Raw genomic sequence first — 12,895 nt, forward strand, 5'->3', positions numbered from 1 at the left:
TCGAGAACCGCCTAGTAATCTCTTCTTATTCCTTCATTTTCTGGATTTCCTCCAGTGGAAGTTCGGTGGCTGTTGATACTTGCTCATCAGAAAGGCCCATTGACAGAAGGCGGCGAGCTGTGGCTAGCTTTTCTTTTTCCATACCTATTTCCATCCCTTTCTTTTCATCAAACTTTCTGGTGGCATATATATCACGCATATTCTTGATGTCCTCGTCATACAGCTCGAGTTCCTCTCGGGAGAGCTTGCGGAGGTCGCCTATTTCTGCCAACTTGCGGAAGACTGGATACTTCTCGCTGAATGGCATCTGTTCAAACATGTTCATATTCTTCACTATATAAATCCAACAATCAAATATATCCATACACTCTGCCTCCGTATGCTTGTCGAACAATGGCAACTGGAGGTACACAATACGCATCCTGTCGGACACTCGCTGGCGTGTCTGCAAATCGGTAAGCACCAAGTCGGTACGAAACTCCTTTAGCATTGGACTATTCGACACGAAATCCATGAAACATACAGTATAGACAGGAGCCAAGTGATAGTCCCAAATTCCACGGATGCCTTGCTGCACAATGGCACGTGCCGTGTAATACAATGCCCTGTCGGCAAAGTATTCCTGTTCTTTCTTCTGCATCTCTACGATGACATGCTTGCCCTCGTTTGTGATGCAATAGACATCGAAGACCACACCGCGGTCATCGGGGCGCAAGCCAAGTTTTTCGGTCTTGGCAAACGTCACGTCCTTGATTACCAACTCGTCTTCAAACAGTCCGTTGAGGAATGTGATCAGACATTCTTTCGTGTCTTCGCTTCCAAATATCCTCTTGAAAGCCCAATCGACACGTGGGTCTATAAATCTTGCCATCTGCTTACGCTTTATAAGGTCGTGGACGCAATATTGCTATTCGCCTGCAAATATACGACTTTTCCTCGTAACTTCCAAGGATTTAGGGAAAAAATACTTGAAAAGGATGGTGAGAAAGAAAAATAGGCGACTCCCGGAATTGAGAGCCGCCCATTGAATGTTATTCTTTAATCTTCTAATAATCTCCAAATGTTTAGGGGGATATTATTCTTCCTTGTTTTTTAGCAAGTCCATCATTTTCTTCATATCAGGCAAAGCCTTGCGTAACCTTTCAGGCATGTCATCCAACGTCTTGTAGGTAGCAACTCCCATCGGCTTGCTGTAGTCTCGAACAGCATATTCTGCATAAGAGTAGTTTGCTGATTGGCAAAGAATGATTCCAATAGACGGATTCTCGTGTGGCTTACGCACCTTGTCGTCGAGAATTTGGAGATAGCCAAAAAGTTGCCCAAGATAAGAGGTCTTAAACTCGCCAAGTTTTAGCTCTATGCAAACCATGGCGTTCAATTCTCGATTGAAAAACAGCAGGTCTGGGAATTGTTCAACACCATAGATTTTCAAATGGTATTGGTTGCCGATGAAAGCAAAGTCTCTGCCAAAGGTCATGATGAAATTCTTGATGTTCTGAACGATGCTTTGTTCTACAACTCGTTCGTCGACATCTATTTTTTCGCGTTCCCCAATCTCTTCTACATTGATAAAGTCAAGTAGATATTCATCCTTGAACATTTCTACTGCACGTCGAGCTTCCCTAGGATTGTTGATGGTCCTGGTAAAATTGTTAGGCATGCGTCCTTGGCCATGGTAAGCATCCTCCTTTATAAGTTGGCGGAGCTTCTTTACGGAAAGATGTTCCTCTACAGTGCGGTGAATATAATAAAAGCGTGCCGAGGTTTCTTTTGGTCCACTAATGATGGCAGAGTGGTGTGTGAATGGTACTTTAAAGAAGTCCTCAACAGGAAAATCTGGAATATTAGAAATAGATAAAGTATGGAATATATCTATCTGATTTTCACTATTTTGTAATTCAGCGGTTGCAACCGCTGAATTCTCAAAGCACAATTCGGCGGTTGCAACCGCCGAATTGCTGTCAAGCATATTCCATGCTTCATAAAAACGTCTCATATCCTTCATTTGAGTTTCCGAGAATCCTCGAAGACCTGGTAGTTCCTTGCGAAGTTGTTCGCTGATGGATGCTAATGCGCCCTCGCCCCATACTCCTTTGCGGGTATGTTGTGAAAGATATTTTCCGATGGCAAAATATAAAGCAAGTTGTATGCGGTTCACACCTTTGGCTGCTTCATATTGTCCTTGAAGTATGGCTGTCTTTATAGCGTTGACAGCATTGTTATATTGTATCAAACTATCCATAGAGTAATGTTTTAATTTGGTCTTCTAACAGAAGGCATACGGATTTTGGGACAAAGAAAATGCAAACGAGCGCAAAGAAAGCTTGTTTTCAATTTGCCGAGTGCAGCTTTTCTTCTGCAAAGAAAATGCAAACGAGCGCAAAGAAAGCTTGTTTTCAATTTGCCGAGTGCAGCTTTTCTTCTGCAAATATACGACTTTTCCTCGTAACTTCCAAGGTTTTAGGGAAAAAATACTTGAAAAGGATGAGGAGAAAGAAAAATAGGCGGCTCCCGGAATTGAGAGCCGCCTATTGGTTATACTATTTTTATTATGATGAAGCAAATGCTTATTCTACTGTGCAGTAGATATTGTCCTTAGTCTTTCTTGTAGGATACAACTTGACTGTGTTGCCTGCAACCGAAAGGTTGTCGCCACCTGCTGTCAGGTTGTTGAGGCTTCCACCGAGGTTGATGTCCCAACCACCATTTACGCGGAACTTCCAACCGTCGGCTGTCACACCAACATTAGTTGCCTCGAAGCAATACTCTTCAGCATTCCAAGTCATTGGAGCGTCGCCAGCCCAATTATTGAAACCACCAATGATACCCATGGTCTCAACCTTAGTGGCTGTGATAGTGCCTTCTCCAAGATTAACATCGAAGTAGTATACACCTTCTCCTGCGTTAACGCTGATGTTTCCACCTTCGCTGGTTGCTGCACCAGAGAATGTGCTGAATGCACCAGAATTTATCTCATTATCCCAACTACCGGCTACACGCTGGAACTTGAACTGATTGCCCCAACCGTTAGGGTCGGCACAATAAAGGTATCCAGTGTATACTCCCTTTGCATCGTCTACGAGTGCAAGCTTCTGCTCAGCGTTTGTCCAGCCGTCAGTTGCGCCGATGAAGTAGATGAATGGATCGTAGTTAACCTCCTCTATGGTATAAGTGTAGTCCATCATGTTGATGGTGAGCTTGTACTTACCAGCCTTGGCAATCTTACCAGCCTTAGCGTCACCGTTGGTCAGCGTACCAGTCATGCTGTCGTCGCCGTCAACCTTAGGACCTACTACGCCGGCAGCCCAGATGTCGCCAGAGTCGATGTTCTTCTTAGGAATAATTTTCCAGTACTGGTCAGCCTTGGTTGTTTCGAAAGATACGGTGAAGACCGGATCTTCATATACATCCTTGTCGCTGTGGTTGAATGCTTTTGCTACTTCCTTAGTCCAACCATTTACGTCATCTGTAGTAAACATGTCGCCAACGAGGTAGTAACCTTCTTCTATAACTGGAGCCTCAGGAATGGCCTTAATCTGGAACTTCTCTGAAGTAGCCATCTTCACGGCTGTTGCTCCATTGCTTACCCATGCATCAAGAGTAGCATCGATGTCGCGCTCTGTAGGACGCTTGCCATACTTATCTACGATATAGCTTGTCAATTCAGCTGTTGCCATATTGCCATCAGCATCAATGTCGAATGACTGACCGTCGAAGTTAATCTTATAATTAGGTGTATAAGCAGCATCGGAAGAAGTAGGAGCAACAATGCTCGCTACTTTTACCTTCTCTGTCTTAACGTCAGCCAAGTTGATGACATCAACTGGAGCTACGCTACCGTTTCCGAATGCCACAGCTTCCTCCTGAGGATTTGTCTGTGGGTTACCCCAATCTGTGTAGTCTTCGGTGCAAGACACCATAGCCATCAGCAGGGTCATTCCCAATAATATTTTCTTAATCATAATTGTCTATACTTTAAATGTTTTACAATTTAACGATGCTGAACGAACCAGTGATGTCGTTGAATGAGATGACGTACTTGCCTTCTGCCAAGCCGATGTTCTTGCCACCTGCATCACACTTTCCGTACATGTTGATAGCGCCATCTTCTGCACCATATCCCCAGCTGGTGTCCCAAGAACCTTCAATCTTAAACTTGAACTGTGCAGTCTCGCCGGCAGGAACATCCATTACATAGTACCAAGCGTGGTTCTCAACGCCCTCAGTGTTGTAAGGAAGCATTGGAGTGTCAGCCCAATCATTGAATGAACCACTAATCTGGATAGTACCATAGTTGGTTACATTACCCTCGTACTTCACCATCTTGGCTGTGTTGTCAGCGGTGTTAAGAGTGATGGTGTAGTAACCGGCTGTTTCGGCTACGATGTGACCACCGTCGCTACCACCGTTACGGTTGACGATTGTACCCTTTGTAGCGCCATCGGCGTTCATACAGTAATCCCAGTTGAAGCTTGAAGGCATAATCTTGAAGCCAGCTCCGTCGCACTCGGCCTTGTCGTTGTAATCGCCGGTAAGGAAGTAGTTGGTGTATTCAATCTCACCAGCACCAGTCTTCTTGTCGTAAGAGAAGTTTGGCTTAAGGAACATAGGAAGTGCGTCTACTCCAATGTTCTTGTCGTTTGCCCACTTAGCGCCGAACATATTACCTACAAGATACCACATTGTTGGAACAGCATCCTTCAGTTCAATATAGTAAGGCTTTACTTTGAGCTTTACTGAGTTTGAAGCGACAGGGTTCAGGTGGTTTGTGCCCTCAAGGATGTAAGCGTTAATACGAACGTACATCTCCTGCTCGGCAGGAACATTACCTTCAGTCCATTTAAGTATCTTTACCAATGCCTTGTCCATTTCTTCTGCAGAGGCAGAAATATTACATTTCTGTGTGGTGTTGCTAAGAACAGCGTAGTCTGGCACCTTTTCTCCACTCTCGTCTGCAGCAGCTTCATCAGTAGAAACTGTGAAGCTGTTGGTTGGAGATACTTGCACTTCGTATGTTGCGTTGATTGGGGCATTGTCTGCTGTGTACTTAGGCTGTGACCATGTAAGCTCAAGACCAGTAGATCTTTCCAAATCAATAGTCGCATTGGCATATTCTGGAGTATTCAACGTGAACTCCTTAGGCTGGATAAGCGTAGGGTTTGAGTCGTTGTCATCCGAACATGAAGCGAATAAGCTGATGATGCCGATAAGCAGAGCACCAATTATATATTTATTCTTCATATTGTGTTTTCTTTTATAATTCTATTATACTTTAGTTTTGAACCTCGTTGTATCCATCAATCTGTGTCAAGTTCTTGTTAGAACGAACCTCTGAAGATGGGAGAGGATATACATTATAGGTCTTGGTGAAGGTTGTACCATTAGTACTACCACCCTTAAGCTCCCATTTGTATGTAGCCTCAGTTCCACCAAACTGATTGAAACGAATCAAGTCGGTACGGCGCAGACCCTCGCAATAAAGCTCGCGAGAACGCTCGTCAAGAACATCGTTAAGAGTGTAAGAAGGACGTACGGCTGCGTGGGCACGATTGCGGAGAGCGTCGATATAACCCTTAGCCTTAGCCGAACCCTCGCCATTGATGTGCATCTCTGCCTCTGCAGCATTGAGGTAAGCCTCTGCTACACGGAAGAGGAAGAAGTCTATATCTACGTTATAGCTGTCGTGAGGAGTATCACCATTAGAATAGTTGTTATTCCATTTTGGTGTTGCAATACCCTTGACGAACTTATCGTTAGCACCAATCTCCAAAGTACGATCGCCGTCACTGTTGCCCTTACCCCAAAGGATAGCACGGTCGTCAACGTTCATAGCACGGATTTCGGAAGCTGACTTGTTTACAACAACTTTTGGATCGGTGAAGAACTTCTCTACGAATTGTGGACGAACACGCATACCTGACCATGTGTTGGCAGTAGTGGCAGCATCCTTACCTGTAACAGTCTGCATCGTAGCATCCCAAAGAGCTGCTACATAGAACATAGAACCACCCCATCCCTGAGTCTTTTCTCCATCTTGCATCAATGGGAGAAGAGCCTCGCAGCTTGCACCATTTGAACCATTGTCGCCCATGAAGAGCAGGTCGTATGGCTTGTAGCCATTAGCCTTTGCCTCATTAGACATCTTGCTGTCATCGAAGAGCTTATAGTCTGAATTGATAACCTTCTCGGCATATTCGAGAGCCTTATCCCAATGTGGATTGTTCTGACCATCGTTATTGAGGTATGTACCAGCATTGAGGTACAGACGGCTTAAGAGCAACCAGCATGTGCCTTTGTCTACACGACCATAGTCTGGATCTGTGTCTGTCTCAGGCTTTGCCTCCAACAGGTCTGGCTCTGCAGCGAGCAATTCGTCCTTTACCCAGTTGAACAAGAACTCACGACCTAACTGAAGAAGCTCAGCGCGAGTATATGTCTTGCCTTCCTCGAACTTAGAATTGTAAGCGTGGGCCTGGCGTGGTGTTTCTGGCGAAATCTTGTCAATGAATGTCGGGTCTCCAAAGAAGTCGAGCATCAAGAAATAGCTATAGGCACGAAGTACACGTACCTCTGCATACTTAGTTTTATCAGCCATTGCTGCATCGAGGCTCAAGAAATGATTCTCGTAAGAGATGTTTGACATCAGACGATAGTAGAGGTTCTTCAGAGTGGCATTACCCGGATCTAACTTATTGTAGGCAACATCTGCGATACCGCCATCCGACCACCAGCAGACAGCTTCGTCGGTAGGTACCTCGTTGAAGTTGAACAGGTTGCGTAGAAGGGTTGACTTACCATTGTCGTCGATAGTGAAATCGGCATTACCGTCATTACCCTCCATGATAAGACCAGCATAGCACTTGCTGTATAAGCCCATAATATTAGGATTGGCATCAACAGTAGGGTCAATGTTTCCCTTGTTCAAGTCATCCATGCAAGAGCTCAAGCTTGCTGAAAGCAGAAGAGCTGCTGCTGGGGCAATTATTTTGAATTTATTGAGTTTCATATCGAAATCTATTTTAAAATGTTAGAAGTTAAGGTTCAGACCGAGCAGGAATGTGCGGCAACGAGGATAGATGTTGTCGTCCTTACCTGATGTTACTTCAGGGTCGATACCTTTATACTTGGTGATAGTAAATACGTTAGAGCATGAGGCGTAGATACGGCCAGAGATGCCCTTGTAGTTGCCACCCTTCAGCAGATTGTTGAAGTTATAGCCCAGTGTGATGTTGTCGCACTTCAAGAAGCTACCATTCTGAACGAAGTAGTCGGTAAGAGGATAGTTGTATGAAGTCCAGCCCAAATTTACAATATCCTTTGTGCTGTTTTTGTAATATCCCTTAGCACTACAAATTTCTTTCGTATTTATTGCACCCTCAGCGTATCCATTGTAGAGATAGTTTCCGAAGCTTGCACGGAAATTACTGCCGAGATCCCAGTTCTTGTATGCAACCTTGAAGCTGAAACCGCCTGTCCAAGGAGCCACGATATTCTTATAGAAGTATCTGTCGTTCTCGTCAATTGTACCATCGCCATTACGATCTACGTAGCAACCCATGATTGGACGTCCGCTCTCATCGTAAACCTGCTGGTAAACCAAGAATGAGTTGGCTGGCTTTCCTACCTTATGATAGGTGATAGCCTGATCCTGACCTACCTTCATACCTGCCTCTATCATATCACGACCACCAGCAAGTTCGGTAATCTCGTTCTTGTTGTAAGCAGCGTTGACGCTCAATTCTACAAACCAGTCCTTGGTCTGGATAGGACGACCTGTGATAGCTACCTCAAAACCCTTGTTTTCCAATGTACCTGCATTCATCAAGAGCGCATTGTCAAAGTTCTGACCTGCAGCGATGGTTGTTGTGCTGAGCAAGTCGGTTGTCTTGCGGATATAACCATCAAGGTTGATGGTGAGTCTCTGGTCGAACATACCATAGTCGAGACCTACGTTCCATGTAGTAGTCGTCTCCCAAGTCAATTCGTCATTGTATGCCAATGGACGGTAGAGTGTTCCTGGGTTGTTGGCAATACCACCGATTGGATAGAGGAAGTGATTACTTGTACTCTTCTTATAGGTAGCGGTGTAGTACTCTCTACCTGTATCCTGCTGACCGGTCTTACCCCAACCAAGTCGGAGTTTCAAGTCGCTGATAGCATCAACATCTTTCAGGAATTTTTCGTCTTTGATACGCCATGCGAAGGCTGCTGATGGGAAGAAACCCCAACGGTGTCCGTCTGCAAAGCGGCTTGAACCATCATAACGGGCAGTGAATGTAAGGAGGTAACGATCCAACAGAGAATAGTTGGCACGTCCATACCAGCTCACGAGGTAAGTCTGTCCCTTCCAGTTGCTTGTATCGTAAGACTTCACGGTTCCTGCAAGAGCTTCGCCTGCATCATTCTTACCTTCGTAGGTAGATGGATACATAGACTTGCTCCACTGGTCTCCCCAATATTTCATGTGGCTATATTCGTAACCAGCCATGATGTCGAAGTGGTTAGCCTTGTTGAAATCCTTGGTGTACTGAGCATAGGCAGTAGCTACAACGTTATACTTCTTCTCCTTATTTTCGCTGTTGCCACCATAGTAGAATCCGTATGTAGATTGTGGATTGTTGGTGTTGTACTCTCCACCAGTGCTATATTCTCCAGCTATGTTGGCGTGAAGATGAAGGTCTTCGAAACCATGTATCTTATAGTCTGCCTCTACATTACCCAAGAGAATATGCGCACTCTTGTAGAAATCGTAGTTTTCAACTTTTTCTACAGGGTTTGTTGGAGCATCGTCGTTGCGGTTATATGGGAATGTAGGGTCATATGAGGTAGTAGGTAATGCCCACTGCCAATAGCCACCCCAGTTCTTGAATTTCTCATCACTACTCTTAACAGGACGAGTAGGATCCATGTTGATAGCTGCACCTACTGCATCCTGTCCACCTGGATTTGTTTTTGAGTAAGAATACTTACCGTTGACATTAATGTTAAGGTGCTTGTCGAACAATGATGGATTGATGTTGAAACCGGCAGTAACACGCTTATAGTCAGAACCCTTCAGAATACCTTCCTGACCGGTATAACCAACGCTGACACGATAAGGCATAGACCAAGAATTCTTACTGATTCCACCTGTCAAGCTGACATTATGCTCATGGCTGACAGCTGCACGATAAATCTCGTCCTGCCAGTCGGTATCGTATGTGCCGGCAGAATAATCTGGAGTTCCATCTGCATTGAACTTCTTCCAGCCTAAGCCTTGGTAGGCAGAAGAATCTTCACCATAATAGTTCTTGATGAAGTCTGTATATTCAGAAGCATTCATCACATCCATCTTCTTGGCAACAGTACTTACTGAAAGTGTACCATTGTAAGAAACCTGTGGCTTCTGACCGCTACGACCCTTCTTGGTTGTAATGATGATGACACCATTAGAACCACGGGAACCATAGATGGCAGTAGCTGAAGCATCCTTCAATACGGTGAAGCTCTCGATATCGTTAGGATTGACAAGAGAAAGAGGGTTGTTTACACCTTTTGTATTATTGTTATCCATAGGCATACCATCGATAACAATCAATGGGTTGTTGCTCGCAGTAAGAGAAGCACCACCACGGATACGAATCTGTGCACCATCACCAGGAGCACCCGTTGATGAGTTGACATTTACACCGGCAATCTTACCTTGAATCATATCCTGTGCAGAAGTAATGATACCATGGTTCTTCTCGTCTGGCTTGATAGCTGTAACGGAACCTGTCAAGTCGTTCTTCTTAGCCACACCATAACCGATGACAACGACTTCGTTCAAAGCCTTTGAGTCATCTTCCAAGGTAATGTTCATGTTACTAGATGCCTTCACTGTCTGTGGTGTCATACCCAGATAGGTGAATGTAATCTTGGCACCTGGCGCTGCATCAACTGAGAAGTTACCATCCATGTCGGTAATACCTACTGCCTTACCGTTCACTGTAATGGTAGCACCCATGATAGGCTCACCGGAAGCATCCTTCACGTGTCCCTTAATCGCATTAGTCTGCGCAAAGGAACTCACCGTCAGAAGCAGACCGCTTGCAAGGGTCAATGCTCTGAGAGGCAATTTAATTTTTACCTGCTTCATCATTTGCTTGATTTTTAAGTTAATGTATAATATTAAATTATTTACTTTTTCATTCTTTTTGGCTTAAGTTGTCATCGTTCCTACTCTAAAATACCGCTCTGGCTCTTTTCGGGGTCTTTCTGGCATCTTGCTTATATTATATAAGGTAGGAATGGGGCGTTTGCCCATAAACTTGTCGTTTCTGTGTGCAAAATTAAGTTCTTTTCTCTTATGTTGTACTATTTTTATGTTAATTCCGTTATTTATTTTGTGCAAACGTTTGCACAGAAATTACTTGATTTATGTCAATGAATTCTGACCAATATTGAGGATATTTCGTAATTTTGCAGCACAACTAATAGCAATGGGCGATAAAGAAACAATAACAATGAAAGATATAGCTCGCGATCTGGGCGTAAGTGTTGCCACAGTGAGCCGGGCATTGAAGGACAGTTCTCGTATCAGTACTGCCCAAAAGGAGCGTATTCAAAAATACGCGCGTGAAAATAACTTCTTCCCTAACTTCCTGGGTGAGGCTTTAAGACATAATAAGGTGAAGCCGATGAAGGTGATTGGAGTTATTGTACCTCAGGTGGTGCACTATTACTTCATGTCGGTGCTTTCGGGTATAGAGGAAGAGGCTAGAGCCAGAGGTTACCGTGTAATGGTGGCGCAGAGTAACGAGCGCTACGATAAGGAGGTGGCCATCTGTGAAGACTTCTATCAGAACAAGGTTTGTGGCATCATCGTTTCACAGGCGAAGGATACCAAGCAGTATGATCATTTCGAAAAACTGCGGCAGAATGGGGTGCCGCTCATCTTCTATGATAGAATATGTACGGGCGTGAACTGCTCGCGAGTGGTGGTAGATGATTATATGGGTGCCTTTACTGCCGTTACCCACATGATTGATACGGGCTGCAAGAAGATTGCCTTCTACGGCTCGCCGATGAATCTGGAAATTTCCAAGAACCGATATAACGGTTATCATGATGCGCTGGTAAAGCATGGTTTGACGGAGAACCCTGACTGGGTGAAGATCTGCGATGACCGTGCCAATGCCGAAGCAATAACACCGGATATTCTGATAGAGGAAGATCGTCCGGATGCTTTCTTTGCCATCAATGATGATACGGCAATCGGCATCCTCTATACCGCCAAGCGGATGGGGTTCAAGGTGCCTGAAGAAATCAGCATCTGCGGATTCACCAATGGTGACCGTGCCAAGGCGTGCGACCCGATGCTTACTACGGTTGAGCAGCGAGGTGTAGCCGTAGGCGAGGAAGCTGCCAATATCCTGATTGGTCAGGTGGAAGGCTCCATCCCTAAAGATGAGGTGGAGAAAAGAGTGGTGAGAACACGACTCGTGGTGAGAGGAACAACGAGATAATAATATAAAAGCATAACAATATGAAACAAAAACCTGATTTAAGTTTCTGGAAGCTCTGGAACTTGAGCTTCGGATTTTTCGGAGTACAGATTGCCTACGCCCTACAGAGCGCCAATATCTCCCGAATCTTTGCAACGTTGGGTGCTGACCCACACAACTTGAGTTATTTCTGGATTCTCCCTCCTCTGATGGGAATCCTGGTACAGCCTATCGTGGGCACGTTGAGCGATAAGACGTGGTGCCGCTTCGGTCGCCGCATCCCTTATCTTTTTGTGGGTGCTACGATTGCCGTCCTGGTAATGTGCCTGCTCCCGAATGCCGGTTCGCTCGGACTGACCGTGAGCGGTGCGATGCTCTTCGGTCTGATAGCGCTGATGTTCCTCGATACGAGCATCAACATGGCGATGCAGCCGTTCAAGATGCTGGTAGGTGATATGGTAAATGAAAAACAGAAGGCAAAGGCTTACTCTATCCAGAGTTTCCTCTGCAATGCCGGTTCTGTAGCCGGATATATCTTCCCGTTCCTCTTTACCTTCCTCGGTATCAAGAATTATGCTGAGAAGGGTGTGGTTCCTGATTCTGTCATCTGGTCGTTCTATATCGGTGCGGCTATTCTGATTCTCTGTGTTATCTACACCACGATGAAGGTGAAGGAGTGGAATCCACAGCAGTATGCGGAGTATAATGAAGCGAAGAGTGAAGAGGGAAGAGTGAAGAATCCTAATGCTGAGGCTTCTGAAGACAAGGCCGGTTGGATTACTTTGCTCCGTAAGGCGCCATCTACCTTCTGGAAGGTGGGACTGGTTCAGTTCTTCTGCTGGGCTGGTTTCCTTTATCTCTGGAATTATTCTACGGGAGCCATCGCTGAAACCGTATGGAATACGACCGATCCTGCTTCTGAAGCATTCCAGGAGGCAGGCAACTGGGTGGGCATTCTCTTTGCCGTACAGGCGGTAGGTAGTGTAGTCTGGGCTGTGATTCTCCCTCAGTTTAAAAATACGAAGGTGGCATACGCTGTCAGTCTGGTTATCGGCGGTGTGGGCTTTGCCCTGATACCATTCCTGCATGATCAGTATCTGCAGTTTATTCCGTTCCTGATGATTGGTGCCGGTTGGGCAGCCATGCTGGCGATGCCTTTCACCTTTGTTACCAATGCTTTGCAGGGATATGGTCACATGGGTGCTTATCTCGGTCTGTTTAACGGAACCATCTGTATCCCTCAGATTGTGGCTGCCATCTGCGGTGGAACAGTCCTGAGTCTGGTGGGTTCTCATCAGAGCGATATGATGATTGTGGCAGGTATCCTGCTGATTGCGGGTGCGCTGTCTGTGAGCATCATCAAGGATAAGAAATAGGTGTAAGTAACAGAGTGAACGATTAATTGATTGCTTCTGCGGAGTGGGGAATGT

General features: G+C 45.3%; 8 protein-coding genes. 2 read left to right on the forward strand and 6 right to left on the reverse strand.

Going from position 1 to position 12,895, the window contains the following annotated elements:
• Positions 1-25: 25 nt before the first annotated feature.
• The 6 genes from ONT08_RS11900 to ONT08_RS11925 form a co-directional block, all read right to left on the reverse strand.
• Positions 26-871, reverse strand: coding sequence for an Rpn family recombination-promoting nuclease/putative transposase (locus ONT08_RS11900; RefSeq protein WP_264960021.1), 846 nt, complete (start codon positions 869-871; stop codon positions 26-28).
• A 204-nt stretch (positions 872-1,075) separates the two neighbouring features.
• Complete coding sequence (locus ONT08_RS11905) at positions 1,076-2,242, reverse strand: PDDEXK nuclease domain-containing protein (RefSeq protein WP_264960020.1); 1,167 nt, start codon at positions 2,240-2,242, stop codon at positions 1,076-1,078.
• A 325-nt stretch (positions 2,243-2,567) separates the two neighbouring features.
• Positions 2,568-3,962, reverse strand: coding sequence for an Outer membrane protein SusF domain-containing protein (locus ONT08_RS11910; protein ID WP_264960022.1), 1,395 nt, complete (start codon positions 3,960-3,962; stop codon positions 2,568-2,570).
• 22 nt (positions 3,963-3,984) lie between these two features.
• Positions 3,985-5,241 carry a SusE domain-containing protein gene (locus ONT08_RS11915; RefSeq protein WP_264960023.1) on the reverse strand — a complete coding sequence of 419 codons (1,257 nt, stop codon included), beginning with the start codon at positions 5,239-5,241 and terminating at the stop codon, positions 3,985-3,987.
• Positions 5,242-5,272: 31 nt separating this feature from the next.
• Positions 5,273-7,006, reverse strand: coding sequence for a RagB/SusD family nutrient uptake outer membrane protein (locus ONT08_RS11920; protein WP_264960024.1), 1,734 nt, complete (start codon positions 7,004-7,006; stop codon positions 5,273-5,275).
• 21 nt (positions 7,007-7,027) lie between these two features.
• Complete coding sequence (locus ONT08_RS11925) at positions 7,028-10,120, reverse strand: SusC/RagA family TonB-linked outer membrane protein (protein WP_437183608.1); 3,093 nt, start codon at positions 10,118-10,120, stop codon at positions 7,028-7,030.
• Between the two features lie 340 nt (positions 10,121-10,460).
• Between ONT08_RS11925 and ONT08_RS11930 the strand changes: the two genes are divergently transcribed.
• Together ONT08_RS11930 and ONT08_RS11935 are read left to right on the forward strand one after the other, a co-directional pair.
• Positions 10,461-11,486, forward strand: a complete 1,026-nt coding sequence (locus tag ONT08_RS11930; protein ID WP_117728985.1) for a LacI family DNA-binding transcriptional regulator — start codon at positions 10,461-10,463, stop codon at positions 11,484-11,486.
• Between the two features lie 20 nt (positions 11,487-11,506).
• On the forward strand, positions 11,507-12,841 hold the full coding sequence (locus ONT08_RS11935; RefSeq protein ID WP_264960025.1) for an MFS transporter: 1,335 nt from the start codon (positions 11,507-11,509) through the stop codon (positions 12,839-12,841).
• Positions 12,842-12,895 lie beyond the last annotated feature (54 nt).

Origin of the sequence: Segatella copri, assembly GCF_026015465.1 — a bacterium.
In the GTDB taxonomy this organism is placed as follows: Bacteria; Bacteroidota; Bacteroidia; order Bacteroidales; family Bacteroidaceae; genus Prevotella; species Prevotella copri_E.